Source organism: Streptomyces sp. NPDC046866, assembly GCF_040704625.1.
GTDB lineage: Bacteria > Actinomycetota > Actinomycetes > Streptomycetales > Streptomycetaceae > Streptomyces.
In genome coordinates this window covers 29,338-48,167 of record NZ_JBEYXN010000035.1, presented here as the reverse complement: position 1 = coordinate 48,167, position 18,830 = coordinate 29,338, and the positions used below count along the sequence as shown (strand labels likewise).

Below are 18,830 nucleotides of genomic sequence, written 5' to 3'. Positions count from 1 at the left end.
CCTCGCATATCCCACTCTTGCCCTACCCGACGCCCTTCCGATCTGGGCGCTTCGCGCCCGGTGCGCTCAAACGCCGCGCGGGCTGAATTCAGCCCCGCCGGCGTTTGAGGCGCGGGGGCGCGGCCCCGCGGCGGGGGCCGGGGCCGCAGGACCCGGTTTCGGGAAGGGGCGGGGAGGGGAACGGCTCCGCGCAGCGGGACAGCGGTAGCGGCGAGGCGGCCGCGGCTAGAGCGGCGGCGGCGGGTCCTGGCGGTCGCGGTTGGCGGGCCCGCGGCCCGACAGGACCTCCCCGTACGCCTGCATCAGGTCCGGCAGCCGCAGCGTCGCCAGGTCGTCCCGGGACGGCTCCCCGGGAAACCCGGCCAGCCGAAGATCCCGGTACGCGCAGCTCTTCTCGTACAGCGTCCGCAGGAACCGGCCGTTGCCCAGCTCGTCGATCCAGCCCTGCTCCACCACGTGCGCGCTGATGCTCCGCAGTTCCTCCAGCGCCTCCTCGTCCCACCCGTCGCCGTTCGCCTCCGCCAGCACGCCCCCGATCGCGGTGAGCTCGGCCGGCCGGTAGCTGGGGAAGTCCACCCGCGTGGTGAACCGGGACGACAGCCCCGGGTTCGTCGACAGCAGCCGGTCCATCCCGGCCGGGTAGCCGGCCAGGATCACCACCAGGTGGTCCCGGTTGTCCTCCGCCCGCTTCAGCAGCACCTGCAGCGCCTCGTCCCCGTACGCATCGCCCTTGCTGTAGCCGGAGTTGGACAGGCTGTACGCCTCGTCCACGAACAGCACCCCGCCGATCGCCGAATCGATCAGCTCGTTCGCCTTGACCGCGGTCTGCCCGAGGAACTCGCCGACCAGGTCGGCCCGCTGAGCCTCCACCAGGTGGTCGCCTCCCAGCAGCCCCAGCGCGTAGAACACCCGCCCCAGGATCCGCGCGACGGTGGTCTTGCCCGTCCCGGAGGGCCCGGAGAACACGAAGTGCCGTTTCGGCGGCTGCACCGGCAGCCCCTGCCCGGCCCGCAGCCGGGCCATGTGCAGCTGCGCGGAGAGCGCCTTGACCTGCCGTTTCACCGGCTCCAGGCCCACCATCCGCTCCAGCTCCGCGAGCGCCTCGGCCAGCAGCGCCGGATCGGCCGGACCCGCGGGCAGTCCGCCCGGAAGGTCCCCGGGCACCCCGCCCGGAAGGTCCCCGGGGCCACCGCCCGCCCCGCCCTGCACCGGCAGCGGCACCTTGCGCCGTACGCCGCCCGCGCCCGCGGCCCGGCCGCCCCCGGCCGGCGGCCCCCCGAACCGCGGCTCCGGCGGCTCGGGCGGCAACAGCGGGTCCGGCTGGTCCACCTGGCCGTCCGCCGCGACGTCCTGGACCGGGCCGCCGCCGCCCAGCGCGACCGCCGCGAAGTCCCCGCCGACCTGGGACAGCCCGTGCCCGGCGTACCCCTCGTAGCCGGAGCCCGCGTACCCGGCGTACCCGTCGACGTCCTCGCTGTCCTCGATGGCGGTCAGCCGCGCCGCGGTGTCCATGAACGCCGGATCCACCCGGTGCACCGCCCGGTACAGCGGCAGCGCGGCCGCGCTGCGCCCCGTCCCCTCGTGGGCCCGCGCCAGCCAGTACCGCAGCTCCTTGCGCTGGGGCTGCTCGCTGCGGCAGCGCATCAGCGCCACGGAGAGCATCGGCTCGGCCTGCCCGTACATCTCCAGCCGGACCCTGGCCATTCCGCCGAAGAGGCCCGCCTCGATGCCGAGCAGCGGGTCGTCCACCAACGGCTCGGTGTGCCGCACGAGTTGTTCCCAGTCCTTGACCAGGTAGGCCCGGCAGGCGTGCAGGAACCGCACCTGGGGGTCCGCATCGACCGGCGGCAGGGCGGCCAGGGCCTGGTCCAGCTCGGGTACGTGCCGGCCGTCGAGCCAGTGCGAGGCGTGGGCGAGCAGCAGGTCCCGCCGGCTCTCCAGCACGGGCTGGACCCACCATCCCAGCCAGTACCAGGAGTTGAGGGTCCGGCGGTGGCGGGCCCGCTGTTCGCCGAAGCGGTCGCGGTGGGCGTACATGCGCAATAACGCGTTGGTGGTGTCCACCCGCAGCGCATGCAGGCCCAGCCAGGCGTCGGCCATCGAGGGATCGAGCCGGACGGCCGTCCGGAACTCCTCCTCGGCCTGCGGGTAGGCGCCCATGGTGCAGGCGTCCACGCCGCGCAGCCAGGCGAGTTCGGCCGGGGCGTGCCCACTGCCCGGCGTGCCGAAATCCATCACATCCCCCACAAGCCTGCCCCCGTGGTACGCAGCCAGGGCAACCCTCGCGCCGCGCCCGCGAGTTGCCCACTGCGCCGATGAAATCAGGGCTGCATCGTACCTGCGGTTACGCACCTTACGTAGGGTGCGGCGGGCGCGGGTCCTCGGCGCGTCGGCGGCCCCGGAGGTGACTCAGGGTGAAGATCCTGGGGAGGCCATGCCGGTGCGGAGGGGGCCCCGAAGCGGCCCGGGGCAGAACGAAGCCCCCGATCACGGGGGAACAATCGGGGGCTTCGCGTCCGCTGCGGCCTGGAAAGACCGCGCATTCAGAACGTAAGGCCGCTCCGGGGCCCAGGTCAAGCGGGTCGGTGAAGGGCTGCGCAAGCGGTTTTCCGGAGGGGCTCAGGCCAGGGGGAGTCCGTCACCTTCGGTGACGGAACCGGTCCTTCCAGCGGTCGCTCCCGCCCCGGAAGTCCACTCGTATCCCGTACCGCTCTGGCGTACCAGAGTGTCGGCGAAGGGGCGCGAAGGATCATCCGAGAAGTGCGCGAGCTCCGCGCGCTCCCACCCGTCCCAGAAATCGGAAAGTTCACGCCCGTCCCGGTTTCGCCCGCGCCCCCAGGACTGCGCGCGCGGCGTCTCCATCCACAGCAGACGCGCCAGGTGCGGGCGCAGCGCCCGCCGCCCGGCCCCGACGCCCTCGACGAGCAGCACGGGCACCGGCTCCAGCACGCGCGCCGGGCCGAAGCGGCGCTCCACCCAGTCGTACGGGGCCCAGTGGGCCGCGCACCCGGCGGCGAGCGGCTCCAGCACCTGGGCGCGCAAGCGCTCCGGCCAGGCGAAGAGCTCCTCGTGGGTGGCGACGTCGTCCAGGTGCAGCACCGGAACCCCGCCCAGGGCCTCGGCGAGCCGCCCGGCGAAGGTGCTCTTGCCGGACCCGGCGTGCCCGTCGATGCCGATCAGCCGTACGGGGCCGAGGGACGGGGGCAGGGCGCCGATCTCGCGGGCGAGTGAGGCAAGGGACTGGTGCGACTCCACCCGGCCAGCCTACGACCGGCCCGCGGATCACCCCCGACACGGCCCGTGGCATCGACGTCCGGGCGCGGGGAACTGCAAGGGTGGAAGGCCGAGAAGCAGACCCGTCCGCACGCACCCGCACCGCACGCTCACCGCATCCGCATCCGCATCCGCACCCACACCGCATCCGCATCCGCATCCGCACCCGCGCACCGCGCCCGCAGCGCGCAGAGCCCACCGCTCGGGCGCGCGGCGCAGCGCACACCGACGTCTGGGGGAGTCCATGACCGCACCCACGCCCCGCAGGTCCCTGCTCGCCGTCGCCCTCGCGGCCGTCGCCGCGGCCACCGTCCCGGTCGGCCGGGCCGCGGCCGCAGGCCGGCCGGCCGTCGGGCAGCCGGGCGGGCCCCGCCCCGCCGCCCCCGGAGCCGGGGCCGGGGCCGGCGCGTCCGCGGCCGCCGGCCCCGACGGCGCGCAGGCCGCCGCCGCAGCAGCCGACGGCGACGCCGCGGCCGCTGCCCGGGCCGTGGGCCGCCCGACGGTCGACAACAGGTTCTGGTACTCAGCCGCCCACTGGCAGGCCGGCACCCACCAGGGCACCGCCGTCCTCACCGGCCCCCGCCCCGGGCTGCAGATCGCCGCCCCGGCCGGCCGCTCCGAGTACGCCGACCCGCACACCGGGCGCAAGGCCGCCTGGGAGTACGCCGTCTGGACCTCCCCGGTGCACCGCTCCACCGTTCCGGGGACCGAGGTGATCGCCTCCTGGAACGCCCGCACCCCGGCCGGCACCTGGATCCAGGCCGAGCTGCGGGGCACGTACAGCGACGGCCGCGCCACCCCCTGGTACGTGATGGGCCGCTGGGCTTCCGGCGACGCCGACATCCGCCGCACCTCCGTGAACGGGCAGACCGACGGCCGTTCCACCGTGTGGACCGACACCCTCGCCCTCGACGTGCCCGCCCGGACGGCCGGCCTGCGGATCAAGGACTGGCAGCTGCGGCTGACCCTCTACCGCAAGCCCGGCTCCCCAGCCGGCTCCGGCCCGACCGTGTGGCTGGCCGGCGCCATGGCCTCCGACGTCCCCGACCGCTTCGAGGTGCCCGCGTCCGCCCCCTTGGGCCCGGCGCACGAGCTGCCGGTGCCCCGCTACTCGCAGGAGGTCCACGTCGGCCAGTACCCCGAGTACGACAACGGGGGCGAGGCCTGGTGCAGCCCCACCTCCTCCCAGATGGTCATCGAGTACTGGGGCCGCAAGCCCGCCCGGAAGGACCTGGCCTGGGTCAAGCCCGGCTTCACCGACCCCCAGGTCTGCCACGCCGCCCGCTTCACGTACGACCACGCCTACAAGGGCTGCGGCAACTGGCCCTTCAACGCCGCCTACGCCGCCACCTACGAGGGACTCGCCGGCGTCGTCACCCGGCTGACCTCGCTCGCCCAGCTGGAGACCCTCGTCCGGGCCGGCATCCCGGCGATCACCTCGCAGTCCTTCCGCGCCGAGGAGCTCACCGGCGCCGGCTACGGAACCTCCGGCCACCTGATGACCGTCATCGGCTTCACCGCCTCCGGCGACGTGGTCGCCAACGACCCGAACTCGCCGGACAACCCCTCCGTCCGCCGGGTCTACAAGCGCCGCGAGTGGGAGAACGTGTGGCTGCGCACCAAGCGCCACAACGCCTCGGGCAAGGTCGCCTCCGGTTCGGGCGGCATCTGCTACCTCTACGCCCCGGCGCGCCCCACCCTCGCCCAGATCCTGGCGCTCAGGGCGGTGGGAGTGCTGTGAGCGCGGCGGATCCCGCCGTTGACCGGGAGAGGGGATAAGCGCAACATAAAGGCGTAAAGGGCACATAAATGTCTTCGCAGGAGGCGGCCCGCCATGACCACTCACAGCAGCATCGAACACCACCCCGACCTCGCCGAGATGCGCTCACGGTTCGAGCGGGTCACCAGCACCCCGGCAGCTCAGGCCGTGGAGGCATTGGCCCTGGTCACCGGCCTGTACCTGGCGGCGTCGCCGTGGATAGCCGGATTCAGCGGCCTCACCTCGCTGGCGGTCAACAACCTGATCGCCGGCCTGGCGTACTGCTTGTGCATGAGCGGACTCGGCTCCGCCTACGAGCGCACCCACGCCATGGCGTGGACGGCAGTCGCCATCGGAGCCTGGACGATCGTGGCTCCCTGGGTCATCGCGGGCAACGTCGACACGACCCGCACCGTCGTCAACAACATCATCACCGGTGCCGTCGCCCTGCTGTGCGCCCTGGCCATGGCCGCCATGGCGCGCCGCGACCGCGGCACGGCCGTCTGACCGCCCGACCCTCTGCGTCCGGCGCGCCGGGCCCCGACCGCGAGCTGGCCGGGGCCCGGTCGCAGGAGTGCCCCCGACGTGATACGCGCCACCCCGGACCTCTCTACCGCGAAAGCCGCAAACGCTGGCACATTGGACGGCATGACCGCACTCAGCGCCGCCCTCACCGCCCGCGCCCGCAACAAGGCCCGCACCGGCGGCCCCCAGGACGATTCCCCGTCCTGGCTCGAGCACGTCCTCGGATGGACGCTGGTGGTCGTCGTCGCCATGTTCGTCACGCAGATCGGCCTGATCTGACCCCGCCCGAATCCGCAACGCGGGCCGTCGCGGCCCGCGTTGGCCGACAGCCCCGTGGGCCGCAGCCCCGTCGGCCCATCGGCCGGGACCGGAACCGGCACCGCTCGGGAAGTTCGTCCCGGAGTGTCCGCACCCGCCCGTTCTCGCAGCTCAGGCGGCGAAATCCTGGTGATCTTGCCCCGGTGACGGGACGGCCCTGATCGGGCATACTCAAGCCGCCGCAGCCGCTGAACAGCCCCTTCCGCAACCCGGGAGGGCAGTATCGGCTGTGAGAGCACCGATCCCCGGCGGCGCGTCCCACACCTCACGCGTCGCCGCCGTGCCCGACCAGGGAGGAGAGCGCCGCCATGAACGACCGCGCCCCGCAGCCGGTGGACCGACAGCTGCCCACCGAGGAGTCCCGGGACCTGCTGGCGCTCGTACGAGACATCGCCCAGCGCGAGATCCGCCCGCAGGCGGCCGAGCAGGAGGACGCCGGGCACTTCCCCCGCGAGGTCTTCACGCTGCTCTCCGAGGCAGGCTTGCTGGGACTGCCGTACGACAGCGAGTTCGGCGGCGGCGACCAGCCGTACGAGGTCTACCTCCAGGTCCTGGAGGAGCTGGCCGCGGCCCGCCTGACCGTCGGCCTCGGCGTCAGCGTGCACTCCCTCTCCTGCCACGGCCTGGCCGGCTACGGCACCAAGCAGCAGCGGGCGGCCCACCTCCCCACCATGCTCGGCGGCGGCCTGCTCGGCGCCTACTGCCTCTCCGAGCCCGCCTCGGGCTCCGACGCCGCTTCGCTGACCACCAAGGCCGTCCGCGACGGCGACGACTGGGTCATCACCGGCACCAAGGCCTGGATCACCCACGGCGGCGTCGCCGACTTCTACACCGTCCTCGCCCGCACCGGCGGCGAGGGCCCCAAGGGCATCACCGCCTTCCTCGTCCCCGGCGACGCGGAGGGCCTCACGGCCGCCGCCCCCGAGAAGAAGATGGGCATGAAGGGCTCGCCCACCGCCCAGCTGCACTTCGACGGCGTCCGCGTCCCCGACACCCGCCGCATCGGCGAGGAGGGCCAGGGCTTCACCATCGCCCTCGCCGCCCTCGACGCCGGCCGCCTCGGGATCGCCGCCTGCGCCATCGGCATCGCCCAGGCCGCCCTGGACGAGGCCCTCTCGTACGCCCTGTGCCGCAAGCAGTTCGGCCACCCCATCGCCGACTTCCAGGGGCTGCGCTTCATGCTCGCCGACATGGCGACCAAGATCGAGGCGGGCCGGTCCCTGTACCTGGCGGCGGCCCGCCTGCGCGACGCCGGCAAGCCGTTCTCCCGGCAGGCGGCCATGGCGAAGCTGTTCTGCACGGACGCGGCCATGTCCGTCACCACCGACGCGGTCCAGGTCCTCGGCGGCTACGGCTACACCGCGGACTTCCCGGTCGAGCGGCTGATGCGCGAGGCCAAGGTGCTCCAGATCGTGGAGGGCACCAACCAGATCCAGCGCATGGTCATCGCCCGCCACCTGGCGGGTCCCGAGTCGCGCTGATGGAGCCGGTGGTCCTCGAGGTGCGCCCGGCCGGCCTGGCCGACGCCGAGCTGAACGAGCTGTTCGCCGCCGCCTGGCCGGGGCACCGCGCGGCACGCTTCGGGCCGGTCCTGGCCCGCAGCACCGCGTGGATCACCGCCCGGCGGGCCGGCCGCCTGGTCGGCTACGTGAACGTCGCGGGCGACGGCGGCGCCCACGCGTTCATCCTGGACACCACCGTCCACCCGGACGAGCGCCGCCGCGGCCTCGGGGTCCGCCTGGTCCGCGCCGCCGCCGAGGAGGCGCGGACCGCCGGGGCCCACTGGCTCCACGTCGACTACGAGCCCCACCTCGAGCCCTTCTACGCCCGCTGCGGCTTCCACCCGACGACAGCGGGCCTGCTCCGGCTCTAGCCGTCCGGCCCGGCTCAGAACTTCAGGTGCCCCCAAACCCAGCCCTTGCCACCGGGGACGTTGTCTCCGGCGACCTGGCACCAGGATTCCGGTGCGCAGTCTCCTACGAGCTCAACTGTTTGACCGACGCGCAGGATGCCAATCACCTGCCCGGCACCGTCCGGCTCGTTCTTGGCGTTGTAAACGTCTACGTCCTCACCGGTCACCGTTGCCGTTTTTTTCTCCTGTTGCGGGGGAGGATTCTGCGGCGGGGGAGGATTCGGTGGTGGCGGCGGCTTGTATACACAGGACATCTTCTCGTTGGAGCGCCAGCTGTTGGTGGCGTTCTGGTTGTTCCTGGTGGTGCCGCTCGCAAAGCCGTCGTCGCCCACTTGGCCCGTATAGGTGTTGGTGAGTCCGGCGCCCGGCCCTTGATCCCAGTGTGCGGTGAAATTGATGCTGCGCCCGCTCATTCCTCCGTAGACCGTGCCGAACGTCCCTGCTGTTTTTCCGACTATGGCGTACATGGCCTTCCCCGGTCCGACAGACCGTCGCGGGGAGCCGGACACGGGAACTTGCACGGTAATACCGTTGTCCTGGGTGAGTTGGAGAAGCGCAGGAAACTCGTAGTCACATGGGGGCGCCAGCGGGAGCGTCGGGTCCGCCTGCGCTGGGGCCGGTCCCGTGAAGAGCCCTGCTACGCCTATTGCCGCTGCAGCGGCGCACAACATTCTCCGTTTGGGCTTGATCGGCATGTTTGGCCTTTCGGTTTCGGCCGGCCAGCGGTGGGCGCGTCCCTGGGATGCCCGCAGCCGGACCATCGCGAACACTCCATTGCTCCCTTTGGTCAAACGCGGGAGGCGTCAAGGCTGTTGACCGCCCATACGCTCTGAAGTTCCGGACGACGTTGGGTGGCTTCGCGAACCACAACGGTGGGGGAGCGGCCAACACGGTGGCGTGACGTCCCGCCGGGGTGCAAACAACTGGTGGCTCGTCAGGCACTGGGGGCGGCGGTGGACGCCACCGAACAGCGTTGCGGGGCAGGGCCACCGGGCCGGCTTCACCACCTGCCCGCCCGGCGGGTCCACACCAAAGACCGCATCCTCAAAGGAGCACCTTCAATTATGTTCCGCCCCCAGTGACTGCCGCATCTCGTGTCCGACACCCGACGCACGTCACGGCCGGACTCTGTCGACAGGGGTTCCCGAGCCGAACCGCATTCCGTCAGGGGGTGCCGTGCCGGGCCAGGTCAGGCGTCCACGGGGTGCCAGGCCGGGCCCTCGCCGTTCCGGTCGACCCGGCCGAAGACCACGTCGGCGAAGTGGACGCCGAAGCCGATGGTGTCCGGCTCGGCCAGTTCGGCGACGAGGCGGGGGCGGTGGCCGGCGGTCGCGGTCCGGTCGTGGTCGAAGCCCGAGGACCACTCCGGGTGGTCGACCTGGACGGGGGAGTGCATGGCGTCGCCGAAGGCGATCAGGCGGCGGCCGCCCCCGGTGATGACGTACTCGGCGTGGCCGACTGTGTGGCCCGGGGTGATCCGGACGCGCACGCCCGGGAAGATCTCCTCCCCGTCCGCGATGGTGCGGACGCGCTCCGCCAGGGCCGCGACCTGGTCGGACATGCCCTGCTCCTCCAGGAGGTCCCGCCGGTCCCACTCCTGCTCGGAGATCAGGTACTCCGCGCGGGAGAGGAGGGGGCGGTCGCCGCCGGGGACCGGGTGGCAGGCCCAGCCCAGGTGGTCGGCGTGGAGGTGGGTGAAGGCCACCGCCTCGATGTCCTCCGGGCGGCGTCCGAGCTCCGCCAGCCCGGCCGGAAGGGCGCCGCCCCGGATCGCGTGCAGCGGGCCTTCCGGGAGCTCCAGCGCCTGGGGGCCGAAGCCCGCGTCGATCAGCAGCGCGCGGTCGCCGTGCTCCACCAGCAGGGCGCCGACGCTGCCCACGAGGTGACCGGTGCCGTCCAGGTACTCCGGGTGCTCGGCCCACACCGCGTCGGTGGTGTCCGGGAGCAGCCGGAGCGGCCGCAGCCGGACGTCGCCGTCCGGTACGTACGACACCTTCACGTCCCCCAGCCGTATCGAGCGGATCCCCGACGGCCGGCGCAGTCGTTCGTCCCGGTCCTGGTTGTCGCGCTGGTTCTGGTCCTGGCCCTGGTCCAGTGTCAAGTCGGCCATGGTTGCCCCCTTGTGAGGTGTCGTCAGGTGCGGCCCCCGCGATCTTCCGCGGCGACGGCGCCCACCATAGGCAGCAAATGCATCAAGTTCAAATCATTCAAGCTGTAAATGTTTTGGCTTGACGGACTTGTTAGGGTGGCGGCATGACGACTTCACCGGAGCCGCAGGTCCTCGCCGAGCGGCAGCTGTGCGGCCTGGTGAACGGGCTGGCGCAGCGCATCGCCGAGCACGTGCGCAACCGTGCCGCCGCCCTGGGGCTCACCTCGTCCCAGGCGACCGCACTGCGCGAGATGAGCGGGCCGATGACCATGCGGGAGCTGTCCGAGCGCATGTGCTGCGAGCCCTCCAACACCACCTTCGTGGTCGACAAGCTGGAGAAGCAGGGGTTGATCGGGCGCCACCCGCACCCCACCGACCGCCGCGCCAAGCACCTCGTGCTCACCGCCGAGGGCACCGCCCTGCGTGAGCGGCTCCTCGGGCTCCTCGCCGCCGAGTCCCCGCTGTCCGGCCTCGATCAGCAGGAGCAGGGCGTCCTGCGCGAGCTGCTGGAGCGGGCGCTCACCGGTTCCTGACCCGAGGGGCGGGGCGTCAGCCGCCGAACAGGGGGCCGCTCGGCCAGATCGGGGAGGCCGCGACCCGGGACCATTCCGGATCGCCGTGGCCCGGCAGGGTCCGCCCGGCCGCGGCCCAGCGGGCGAGCAGCGCGCGGTAGATCGGCGGGTCCGGCTGCCGGGGCTGAGCCGGCTGCCGAACCGATTCTTCGTACTCGTACGGCGTCGGGCGACGGCGCCGGCCGCCCATCGGCGGTGCGGGGGTGTCGAGTGCGGTCATACCGCGCCAACGCGCCGCCCGTCCTGCGGGTAATCGAGCGGGCTGCCCGGGGATCCGTTCGAGCTGTCCCCGTCCCGCCGCACGGGTCGGTGCCGGGGCGGTGGCCAGGCGTGCCGGGCTGTCAGGAAGTGCCAGAAGTATGGCCCCGAGCAGAGTTTCTGACGTACCGTCATATCCGTCGCGCCACACCCCCGTACTCCGCGCACACGCTCTGCGCCCCTGCGCCCCCAGGAGACTCGCCATGCCCGCGGACCGCCCCGTACCCCTGGACGAGTACCCCGTCCACCAGGCCCCGCTGTCGATGAAGCACACCGTCAGCGGAGACCGCAACGCCTACGACCGCTGCATCTTCCACGTCTTCGACCACGCCGGCCGCGCCGTCCTCATCCTCGGCCTCGGCGTCTACCCCAACACCGGCGTCATCGACGCCTACGCCACCCTCCGCATCGGTGACGAACTCCTCGCCGTCCGCGCCTCCGACGCCCTCACCGACGACCGCATGAACCTCGCCGTCGGGCCCCTGCGCATCACCGTCGACGAACCGCTCCGCCGGATCTCCCTGCGCTGCGACCCCGACCCCGCCGACCCCGACGGCCTCTCGTACGACATCACCTGGACCGCCGAGTTCCCGGCCCTCTGGGAGCCCCACCACACCCAGCGCCGCGGCGACCGCCTCATCCTGGAGGGCCGCCGCTTCGTCCAGGCCGGCCAGGTCACCGGCACCCTGCGCGCCAAGGGCGAGGAGTTCACCCTCACCCCGACCGACTGGACCGGCACCCGCGACCGCAGCTGGGGCGTGCGCCCCATCGCCGGCGAGGAGGGCGGCCGGGCCGCCGAGGAGCACCGGCCCGAGGGCTTCCACTGGCTCTGGATCCCGGTCCGCTTCCCCGACCGGTTCGTCATGGTCATCGTCCAGGAGGACGCCGACGGACACCGCACCCTCAACGAGGCCGTCCAGGTCTTCCCCGAGGACAGCGGCCGCCACGACGTCCAGCTCGGCTGGCCGCACACCGACATCCGCTACCGCCCCGGCACGCGCCACCCCGTCAGCGCCGTCGTCCACCTCACCGACCCGGCCCGCAAACCCCTCGAACTCGGCGTGGAGATCCTCGCCTCCTCCCCGCTCGCCGTCGGCGCCGGCTACCCGCCCGCCACCGACTGGCAGCACGGCACCTGGCAGGGCCGCGACTGGACCGACCGGCGCACCTACGACCTCTCCGACCCCGCCGCCCACCCCATGGCCGCCTTCGGCGTCACCGACCACGCGGCCCGCTTCACCCTCGAGGGGCAGACCGGCCACGGCATCTTCGAGCACGGCACCTTCGGCCGCCACGACCCCAGCGGCTTCACCGACTACGGCTCGGTCGCCCCGTAGCAGCACCCGAAACCAGCGGCAAGCCGGCCCGGCCGACCCGGCCGGCCCACCAGGACCGACCAGCAAAGGGGCAGGCATGGCAGCACCCGCACCACGTCCCCGCACCTCCACCCGCACACCCGAGGAACTCGCCCGGCGCCTGACCGCCTGGCTCGACGGCCGGCTCCCCGGCGCACGCGTCACCGGCGTCCGCGTCCCCGCCTCCAACGGCATGTCCAGCGAAACCCTGCTCTTCGACATCGACCACCCCGAGACCCCGGTCCGCGCCTGCGCCCTGCGCCTCGCCGCCGACCCGGCCGCCTACAGCGTCTTCCCCTCCTACGACATGCCGCGCCAGCACCGCGTCATGAGCCTGGTCGCGGCCCACACCGACGTGCCCGTCCCGCGCGTGCTGTGGCTGGAAGAGGACCCCGCACCCCTCGGAGCCCCGTTCTTCGTCATGGCCCGCGCCGAAGGACGCGTCCCGCCCGACGTCATGCCCTACACGTACGAGGGCAACTGGCTGCACGCGGCCACCGACGCCGAACGCGCCGCCCTCCAGGAGGCGAGCATCTCCCTCCTCGCCCGCCTGCACGACCAATTCCCGGCCAAAGAGGCCGAGTTCCTGCTGCCGGACGGCCCCGGCAGTCCGCTGCGCCGACACGTCGACTCCCAACGCGCCTACTACTCCTGGGTGGTCGACGGCCTCGCCCCCTCCCCCCTCCTGGAACGCGCCTTCGACCGGCTGGAGGAGCTGTGGCCCGCCGACGAGGGGCCCGCCGTCCTCAACTGGGGCGACGCCCGCATCGGCAACATCGTCTACGACGGCTTCGAACCGGCCGCCGTCCTGGACTGGGAGATGGCCGCCTGCGCCCCGCGCGAGGTCGACCTCGGCTGGACCGTCTACCTCCACCGCTTCTTCCAGGACCTGACCACCGGCTTCGGCCAGCCGGGCCTGCCCGGCTTCCTGCGCCGCGACGACCTCGAGCGCCGCTACGCCGAACTCACCGGCCACACCCCGCGCGACATGGAGTTCCACACCCTGTACGCGGCCCTGCGCCACGGCATCGTGATGCTGCGCATCGCCTACCGGCAGGCGCACTTCGGGGAGGTCGAGATCCCCGCCGACCCGGACGCCCTGATCCTGCACCACGCCACGATCGACGCGATGGTGCGCGGCACGTACTGGTGACGGGGCGACGGGCTGACCGGTGACCGGGCCCGGCCCGGTGGCCGGGACAGTGCAGCCCTGGCTGCTTCACGGCCCACCACGGCCCGTCGTGCCAGCCGCAGAAGGCCCCCTGCGCAGTGAGGGGCGGTGGCGCACTCCGCCACCGCCCCGCTCAACGCACCGGCCCCGCCCGGCACTCCGGGCGCCTGCGCCGCCCGTACGGCCCGGACCGGTCAGGCGGCCTGCGCGTGTCCGCTGCGCTGCGGCGGCGCCGTCGGCGCCAGGAGCCGCATCGGACGCGAGCCGGGGCCGCCCACGTGCGAGAACGGCTGCGTACGCCAGTCCAGGCCCTGGGGCAGCGTCAGCAGCACGACCTCGAGGTCCTGGGACTCCTCCGCGCCCGCGGCCGGCAGCGCCTCGACGGCCGGACGGCCGGTGCCCGCGCACACGGTGAGCCCGAACGGGTTCCACGGCGTCAGGCAGAGCGCGTGCTCCGGCAGGTACTCCTCGTCCGCGACGAGGGCGATCGACTGGCCGCAGTCGGGGCAGATCGCGTGGTGGATCTCGAAGCCCTCGCCGTCCTCGAGGCCGTCAGCGTCGTCCGCGAAGTCGGAGACGGCGCTCGGATCGAGGGGCTCCGGTTCGGTGCGACCGGCGCGCTTGGTGTTCTGCATGGATGTACTCCCCCTTGGGTGGGCCGGGCGTGGCATGTCCTTGGGCCTCGGCCACAGCAAGCACTTCCCGTCGCGCGGCACGAGTAACCACAACAACCCGGCACAGGAGGGCATACCCTTGTGGCTTTGGTCACATGCCCGCCGCAGGTGCCACTTGTGGATGGACAGCACTGGGCCTCGGGGGGCCTCGGGCCGTAGGTTGAGCGGCTATGAGCGCTATGGAGGAGCTGGACCGCCAGATCGTCGACCTGCTGGTACGGGACGGGCGGATGAGCTACACGGACCTGGGCAAGGCCACGGGACTGTCCACGTCGGCGGTGCACCAGCGGGTACGCCGCCTGGAGCAGCGGGGCGTGATCCGCGGGTACGCGGCCGTCGTCGACCCCGAGGCCGTCGGCCTGCCCCTGACGGCCTTCATCTCGGTGAAGCCCTTCGACCCCAGCGCCCCCGACGACATCGCCGACCGGCTGGCCGGCGTACCCGAGATCGAGGCCTGCCACAGCGTCGCCGGCGACGAGAACTACATCCTGAAGGTCCGCGTCGCCACCCCGCTCGAGCTGGAGGACCTGCTGAGCCGCCTGCGGGCCCTGGCCCACGTCTCGACCCGTACGACCGTGGTCCTCTCCACCCCGTACGAGGCCCGCCCGCCCCGCATCTGACCCGCGAACGGACCGCCCCGCCCTGCGGGTCCGGGGGGTGCGGTCGAGCCGGCCCCGGGGAACCGGGAGACTGGTGCGCATGACTGACCGCACCGCCCGCTCCGCCGACGCCGCCGGAGCCCCCTCGCCCGCACCCGGCCCCGACCGGACCGTCCTCCTGCGCGGCGGCGAGGTACACAGCCCCGCCGACCCGTTCGCCACCGCGATGGTCGTCGAGCGGGGCCACATCGCCTGGGTCGGCTCCGAGGGCGCCGCCGACGCCTTCGCGCAGGGCGTGGACGAGGTCGTCGACCTCGACGGTGCGCTCGTCACCCCCGCCTTCACCGACGCGCACGTCCACACCACCTCCGCCGGCCTCGCCCTCACCGGCCTCGACCTCACCGGCGCCGCCTCCCTCGCCGAGGCCCTGGGCCTGGTCCGCGCGTACGCCCGCCGCCGGCCCGCCGACCGCGTCCTGCTCGGCCACGGCTGGGACGCCGCCCGCTGGCCCGAACGCCGGGCCCCGCGCCGCGCCGAGCTCGACGAGGCCGCCGGCGGCCGCCCGCTCTACCTCAGCCGCGTCGACGTCCACTCCGCCGTGGTCACCACCGCCCTGCTGGACCTCGTCCCCGCCGTCGTCGTCCGCGGCGACGAACCCCTGACCCGCGACGACCACCACGCGGTCCGCAGGGCCGCGCTCGCCGCCGTCACCCCCGCCCAGCGCGCCGAGGCCCAGCGGGCCGCCCTCGACCACGCCGCCTCCCTCGGCATCGGCTCCGTCCACGAATGCGGCGGCCCCGACATCTCCTCCGCCGAGGACTTCGCCGACCTGCTCAACCTCGCGCGCGAGCGGCCCGGCCCGCGCGTCTTCGGCTACTGGGCCGACCGCGACCTGGAGCAGGCCAGGGCCCTGGGAGCCATCGGAGCCGCCGGCGACCTCTTCGCGGACGGCGCCCTCGGCTCCCACACCGCCTGCCTGCACGCCCCGTACACCGACGCGGGGCACACCGGCACCGGCTACCTCGACGCCGCCGAGATCGCCGAGCACGTGGCCGCCTGCACCGAGGCGGGCCTGCAGGCGGGCTTCCACGCCATCGGCGACGCCGCGCTCAGCGCCGTCGTCGAGGGCTTCCGCGCCGCCGCGGACCGGGTGGGCCTCGACCGCGTCCGCGCCGCCCGCCACCGCATCGAGCACGCCGAGATGATGACCGCGGAGACCATCGCCGCCTTCGCGGACCTCGGCCTCACCGCCTCCGTCCAGCCCGCCTTCGACGCGGCCTGGGGCGGCGAGGACGGCATGTACGCCGACCGGCTCGGCGCCGAGCGCGCCCGCACCCTCAACCCCTTCGCCGCCCTGCTCAGGGCCGGCGTGCCGCTCGCATTCGGCTCCGACGCCCCCGTCACCCCCTTCGACCCGTGGGGCACCGTCCGCGCGGCCGCCTTCCACCGCACCCCCGAGCACCGCATCTCCGTGCGCGCCGCCTTCACCGCCCACACCCGCGGCGGCTGGCGGGCCCTCGGCCGCGACGGCGCGGGCGTGCTCGTACCCGGCGCCCCGGCCGACTACGCGCTGTGGCAGACCGGCGAACTGGTCGTCCAGGCCCCCGACGACCGCGTCGCCCGCTGGTCGACCGACCCCCGCTCCGGCACCCCCGGACTGCCCGACCTGACCCCCGGCCGCGAACTGCCCGTGTGCCTGGCCACCGTCGTCGGCGGCCGGGAAGTTTTCGTACGGCCACAGGGGTGATCCCGCAGTTCCCGGGCTGGGGTGCGGGGGCCGGGCCCGGATAGGTTCGGCCGCGGCCACCCGGCGGACGCCCGCCGGCGGCGGGGTGGCCCGGTGCCGGGGACCCCGCGGTCCAGTAGACAACGGTCACGGCCGCCCGCCACGGGCGCGAACGCGACCGGCCCGAAGGACCGCGGGCCCCGACCACTGTTCTAAAGTCATCCTCTGTGACAGGACGTACGAGAACACGAAGGCGGACTCAGTGAGCGACGGCGGACAGCGAGGCCACGGACCGCTCGGCACGACCTTGGTGATCATCCCGACCTTCAACGAGGCGGAGAACATCGGGCCGATCGTCGCGCGCGTGCGCGCTGCGGTCCCCGAGGCGCACATCCTGGTCGCGGACGACAACAGCCCCGACGGCACCGGCAAGCTCGCCGACGAGCTGGCGGCCGGCGACGACCACGTGCACGTCCTGCACCGCAAGGGCAAGGAGGGGCTGGGCGCCGCCTACCTGGCCGGCTTCGCCTGGGGCCTGGAGCGGGACTACGGCGTCCTCGTCGAAATGGACGCCGACGGCTCCCACCAGCCCGAGGAACTGCCCCGGCTGCTCACCGCGCTCGCCGGCGCCGACCTGGTCCTCGGCTCGCGCTGGGTGCCCGGCGGCCGGGTGGTCAACTGGCCCAAGAGCCGCGAGTTCCTCTCGCGCGGCGGCTCCACGTACTCCCGGCTGATGCTCGACGTCCCGATCCGCGACGTCACCGGCGGCTACCGCGCCTTCCGCCGCGAGACCCTGGAGGGACTCGGCCTGGCCGAGGTGGCCTCCGCCGGGTACTGCTTCCAGGTGGACCTCGCGCGCCGCGCCGTGAAGGCGGGCTTCCGCGTCGTGGAGGTGCCCATCACCTTCGTCGAGCGCGAGTTCGGCGACAGCAAGATGAGCCGCGACATCGTGGTGGAGGCCCTGTGGCGGGTCACCCAGTGGGGCCTGCAGGTCCACGCGGCCAAGCTGACGGGCCACGACAAGGGCCACGGAAAGAGCCAGGGCCGGCCCGGCACCGGCGGCTGAGGCGGCTGAAGCCGCTTTTACGCCGCGCCGGGCACACTGGAGGGCATGACGACCGGCGTTCCCACCTCGACGGCCCCCCGGCGGCGCTCGCCCGCCCGTACGCTCCTGCCCCTGGCGGTCGCCGCCTGGCTGGTCCTGGAGATCTGGCTGCTCGGCCTGGTCGCCGACGCGGGCGGAGCCCTCGCCGTCACCGCGCTGCTCGCGGCAGGGCTGGTGCTGGGCGTGATCGTCATCAAGCGGGCCGGGCGCCGGGCCTTCCGGAGCCTGACCGACACCTTCCAGCAGGCGCAGCAGGGCCGCCCGCCCGCAGGACCGCGGCCGGGACCGGGCTCCGGCAACGGCATGACCATGCTGGCCGGCCTGCTCCTCATCGTGCCCGGCCTGCTGTCCGACCTCGTTGCCCTGCTGCTGCTCGTCCCGCCCGTGCGGGCGTGGATCGGCCGGCGTACGGCCCGCACCCTGGAGCGCAGGATGGCCGCGGCGCAGTCCGGGAGCTTCGCCGACGCCTTCCAGCAGGCCCGCATCCACTACCCGGACGGCAAGGTCGTCCAGGGCGAGGTGATCCGCGAGGACCGGCCGCCGCACCGCCCGGAACCCGACACCGGCTACCGTCCGCCGCTGGCGCCCTGACGCGGCTCCGGAGCGGCGTACGGCGCGAAACCCGACGGACGAACAAGCCGACGGCAGAGGAACAAGCCGCAAGCCGAGGGCCGAGAGCAGACGAAGAGGCCGAGAGCAGACGAACAAGCCGAGGGCCCCGCCACCAGCTGGTGGCGGGGCCCTCGGCTTGTTCTCTTCGTCCGGCCGTCAGGCGGACTTGCGGCTGTCCCGCGGATGCACGGCGATGTTCATGGCGCCGGAACGAAGGACCGCCAGCCGTTCGGCCAGGACCTCCTCCAGCTCCTCGCGGGTACGCCGCTCCATGAGCATGTCCCAGTGCGTTCGCGCGGGCTTGCCCTTCTTCTCCTCGGGCCCGTCCCCGTCCACGAGGAGTGCCATGGCGCCGCACGCCTTGCACTCCCACTCCGGCGGAATCTCTGCCTCAACCGAGAACGGCATCTCGAATCGATGTCCGTTCTGGCATGCGTACTCCACCGCCTGGCGCGGGGCCAGATCGATGCCGCGGTCCGTCTCGTAGCTGGTAACCACGAGCCGCGTACCGCGGAGAGCTCGCTCACTCATGAATCGTGCCTCCCGGGCTTGTCGCCCACAGGACAGGTGTCGCTGTCGTCGTCATCCGGTCAACGTCCGGTCGGCGGTATAGATTCCCGCTCCGGGTGATGCGTCGCCCGTCGTGCCGCCCCTTGTTGTACCCACCAATGCCCGTTTTGTCACATCTGGCAGCAGATGTCACCCAACGTCTTCACTTCTTCAGCACGCAGTAACGCTCCGCCTGGCAGGCCAAAGGCGTACACTACCGGCCCTTTGCTTCAACGTCGAAATCCGTTCGGAATTCGTAGGAAGATCCGGCCC

At 73.2% G+C, this 18,830-nt stretch carries 19 protein-coding genes; 12 read left to right on the top strand and 7 right to left on the bottom strand.

Going from position 1 to position 18,830, the window contains the following annotated elements:
• Positions 1 to 225: 225 nt before the first annotated feature.
• Both AB0953_RS32440 and AB0953_RS32435 read right to left on the bottom strand, forming a co-directional pair.
• Positions 226 to 2,235 carry an AAA family ATPase gene (locus AB0953_RS32440; RefSeq protein ID WP_366863165.1) on the bottom strand — a complete coding sequence of 670 codons (2,010 nt, stop codon included), beginning with the start codon at positions 2,233 to 2,235 and terminating at the stop codon, positions 226 to 228.
• Between the two features lie 384 nt (positions 2,236 to 2,619).
• Positions 2,620 to 3,255 (bottom strand): hypothetical protein, encoded by a 636-nt coding sequence (locus AB0953_RS32435; protein WP_366863164.1) that lies wholly within the window; start codon positions 3,253 to 3,255, stop codon positions 2,620 to 2,622.
• Positions 3,256 to 3,517: 262 nt separating this feature from the next.
• On the opposite strand from AB0953_RS32435, the gene AB0953_RS32430 reads away from it, so the two are divergent.
• From AB0953_RS32430 to AB0953_RS32410, 5 genes are all read left to right on the top strand, one after another.
• Positions 3,518 to 5,014 (top strand): C39 family peptidase, encoded by a 1,497-nt coding sequence (locus AB0953_RS32430; RefSeq protein ID WP_366863163.1) that lies wholly within the window; start codon positions 3,518 to 3,520, stop codon positions 5,012 to 5,014.
• A gap of 93 nt (positions 5,015 to 5,107) precedes the next feature.
• Positions 5,108 to 5,539 carry an SPW repeat protein gene (locus tag AB0953_RS32425; RefSeq protein WP_366863162.1) on the top strand — a complete coding sequence of 144 codons (432 nt, stop codon included), beginning with the start codon at positions 5,108 to 5,110 and terminating at the stop codon, positions 5,537 to 5,539.
• Between the two features lie 141 nt (positions 5,540 to 5,680).
• Entirely contained in the window at positions 5,681 to 5,836 is a 156-nt protein-coding gene (locus AB0953_RS32420) for an SCO1431 family membrane protein (protein WP_366863161.1), read from the top strand.
• A 347-nt stretch (positions 5,837 to 6,183) separates the two neighbouring features.
• Positions 6,184 to 7,356: an acyl-CoA dehydrogenase family protein gene (locus AB0953_RS32415; protein ID WP_366863160.1), complete on the top strand. Its 1,173-nt coding sequence runs from the start codon at positions 6,184 to 6,186 to the stop codon at positions 7,354 to 7,356.
• Positions 7,356 to 7,748 (top strand): GNAT family N-acetyltransferase, encoded by a 393-nt coding sequence (locus tag AB0953_RS32410; RefSeq protein ID WP_366863159.1) that lies wholly within the window; start codon positions 7,356 to 7,358, stop codon positions 7,746 to 7,748. The genes AB0953_RS32415 and AB0953_RS32410 overlap by 1 nt, the downstream gene beginning before the upstream one ends.
• Before the next feature lie 14 nt (positions 7,749 to 7,762).
• On the opposite strand, the gene AB0953_RS32405 is transcribed toward AB0953_RS32410, so the two are convergent.
• Positions 7,763 to 8,254, bottom strand: a complete 492-nt coding sequence (locus AB0953_RS32405; RefSeq protein WP_366863158.1) for a hypothetical protein — start codon at positions 8,252 to 8,254, stop codon at positions 7,763 to 7,765.
• A gap of 722 nt (positions 8,255 to 8,976) precedes the next feature.
• Positions 8,977 to 9,897: an MBL fold metallo-hydrolase gene (locus AB0953_RS32400; RefSeq protein WP_366863157.1), complete on the bottom strand. Its 921-nt coding sequence runs from the start codon at positions 9,895 to 9,897 to the stop codon at positions 8,977 to 8,979.
• A 143-nt stretch (positions 9,898 to 10,040) separates the two neighbouring features.
• On the opposite strand from AB0953_RS32400, the gene AB0953_RS32395 reads away from it, so the two are divergent.
• Positions 10,041 to 10,469 (top strand): MarR family transcriptional regulator, encoded by a 429-nt coding sequence (locus AB0953_RS32395; RefSeq protein WP_366863156.1) that lies wholly within the window; start codon positions 10,041 to 10,043, stop codon positions 10,467 to 10,469.
• A gap of 16 nt (positions 10,470 to 10,485) precedes the next feature.
• On the opposite strand, the gene AB0953_RS32390 is transcribed toward AB0953_RS32395, so the two are convergent.
• Positions 10,486 to 10,728, bottom strand: a complete 243-nt coding sequence (locus AB0953_RS32390; protein WP_366863155.1) for a hypothetical protein — start codon at positions 10,726 to 10,728, stop codon at positions 10,486 to 10,488.
• Positions 10,729 to 10,969: 241 nt separating this feature from the next.
• Between AB0953_RS32390 and AB0953_RS32385 the strand changes: the two genes are divergently transcribed.
• Together AB0953_RS32385 and AB0953_RS32380 are read left to right on the top strand one after the other, a co-directional pair.
• On the top strand, positions 10,970 to 12,103 hold the full coding sequence (locus AB0953_RS32385) for a hypothetical protein (RefSeq protein WP_366863154.1): 1,134 nt from the start codon (positions 10,970 to 10,972) through the stop codon (positions 12,101 to 12,103).
• A gap of 76 nt (positions 12,104 to 12,179) precedes the next feature.
• Entirely contained in the window at positions 12,180 to 13,274 is a 1,095-nt protein-coding gene (locus AB0953_RS32380) for a phosphotransferase family protein (protein WP_366863152.1), read from the top strand.
• Between the two features lie 212 nt (positions 13,275 to 13,486).
• On the opposite strand, the gene AB0953_RS32375 is transcribed toward AB0953_RS32380, so the two are convergent.
• A complete protein-coding gene (locus tag AB0953_RS32375; RefSeq protein ID WP_366863151.1) occupies positions 13,487 to 13,927 on the bottom strand; it encodes a hypothetical protein in 441 nt (146 codons plus the stop codon).
• A 218-nt stretch (positions 13,928 to 14,145) separates the two neighbouring features.
• On the opposite strand from AB0953_RS32375, the gene AB0953_RS32370 reads away from it, so the two are divergent.
• The 4 genes from AB0953_RS32370 (at position 14,146) to fxsA (ending at position 17,987) form a co-directional block, all read left to right on the top strand.
• Positions 14,146 to 14,586: an Lrp/AsnC family transcriptional regulator gene (locus AB0953_RS32370; protein WP_361913816.1), complete on the top strand. Its 441-nt coding sequence runs from the start codon at positions 14,146 to 14,148 to the stop codon at positions 14,584 to 14,586.
• Positions 14,587 to 14,665: 79 nt separating this feature from the next.
• Entirely contained in the window at positions 14,666 to 16,312 is a 1,647-nt protein-coding gene (locus tag AB0953_RS32365; protein WP_366863150.1) for an amidohydrolase, read from the top strand.
• A gap of 241 nt (positions 16,313 to 16,553) precedes the next feature.
• Positions 16,554 to 17,357: a polyprenol monophosphomannose synthase gene (locus tag AB0953_RS32360; protein WP_366863149.1), complete on the top strand. Its 804-nt coding sequence runs from the start codon at positions 16,554 to 16,556 to the stop codon at positions 17,355 to 17,357.
• A gap of 45 nt (positions 17,358 to 17,402) precedes the next feature.
• The gene (gene fxsA, locus AB0953_RS32355; protein ID WP_366863148.1) at positions 17,403 to 17,987 is read left to right on the top strand and encodes an FxsA family membrane protein; all 585 of its coding nucleotides are present in this window, start codon (positions 17,403 to 17,405) and stop codon (positions 17,985 to 17,987) included.
• Between the two features lie 177 nt (positions 17,988 to 18,164).
• On the opposite strand, the gene AB0953_RS32350 is transcribed toward fxsA, so the two are convergent.
• On the bottom strand, positions 18,165 to 18,539 hold the full coding sequence (locus tag AB0953_RS32350; RefSeq protein ID WP_007262928.1) for an RNA polymerase-binding protein RbpA: 375 nt from the start codon (positions 18,537 to 18,539) through the stop codon (positions 18,165 to 18,167).
• Positions 18,540 to 18,830 lie beyond the last annotated feature (291 nt).

Excerpts from the sequence above, each read along its gene's own strand:
- AB0953_RS32430 (WP_366863163.1), top strand. The coding sequence starts at position 3,518 with ATGACCGCACCCACGCCCCGCAGGTCCCTGCTCGCCGTCGCCCTCGCG.
- fxsA (WP_366863148.1), top strand. The coding sequence starts at position 17,403 with ATGACGACCGGCGTTCCCACCTCGACGGCCCCCCGGCGGCGCTCGCCC.
- AB0953_RS32410 (WP_366863159.1), top strand. The coding sequence starts at position 7,356 with ATGGAGCCGGTGGTCCTCGAGGTGCGCCCGGCCGGCCTGGCCGACGCC.
- AB0953_RS32395 (WP_366863156.1), top strand. The coding sequence starts at position 10,041 with ATGACGACTTCACCGGAGCCGCAGGTCCTCGCCGAGCGGCAGCTGTGC.
- AB0953_RS32380 (WP_366863152.1), top strand. The coding sequence starts at position 12,180 with ATGGCAGCACCCGCACCACGTCCCCGCACCTCCACCCGCACACCCGAG.
- AB0953_RS32405 (WP_366863158.1), bottom strand. The coding sequence starts at position 8,254 with ATGTACGCCATAGTCGGAAAAACAGCAGGGACGTTCGGCACGGTCTAC.
- AB0953_RS32420 (WP_366863161.1), top strand. The coding sequence starts at position 5,681 with ATGACCGCACTCAGCGCCGCCCTCACCGCCCGCGCCCGCAACAAGGCC.
- AB0953_RS32390 (WP_366863155.1), bottom strand. The coding sequence starts at position 10,728 with ATGACCGCACTCGACACCCCCGCACCGCCGATGGGCGGCCGGCGCCGT.
- AB0953_RS32400 (WP_366863157.1), bottom strand. The coding sequence starts at position 9,897 with ATGGCCGACTTGACACTGGACCAGGGCCAGGACCAGAACCAGCGCGAC.
- AB0953_RS32385 (WP_366863154.1), top strand. The coding sequence starts at position 10,970 with ATGCCCGCGGACCGCCCCGTACCCCTGGACGAGTACCCCGTCCACCAG.
- AB0953_RS32415 (WP_366863160.1), top strand. The coding sequence starts at position 6,184 with ATGAACGACCGCGCCCCGCAGCCGGTGGACCGACAGCTGCCCACCGAG.
- AB0953_RS32375 (WP_366863151.1), bottom strand. The coding sequence starts at position 13,927 with ATGCAGAACACCAAGCGCGCCGGTCGCACCGAACCGGAGCCCCTCGAT.
- AB0953_RS32370 (WP_361913816.1), top strand. The coding sequence starts at position 14,146 with ATGGAGGAGCTGGACCGCCAGATCGTCGACCTGCTGGTACGGGACGGG.
- AB0953_RS32440 (WP_366863165.1), bottom strand. The coding sequence starts at position 2,235 with ATGGATTTCGGCACGCCGGGCAGTGGGCACGCCCCGGCCGAACTCGCC.
- AB0953_RS32425 (WP_366863162.1), top strand. The coding sequence starts at position 5,108 with ATGACCACTCACAGCAGCATCGAACACCACCCCGACCTCGCCGAGATG.
- AB0953_RS32365 (WP_366863150.1), top strand. The coding sequence starts at position 14,666 with ATGACTGACCGCACCGCCCGCTCCGCCGACGCCGCCGGAGCCCCCTCG.
- AB0953_RS32350 (WP_007262928.1), bottom strand. The coding sequence starts at position 18,539 with ATGAGTGAGCGAGCTCTCCGCGGTACGCGGCTCGTGGTTACCAGCTAC.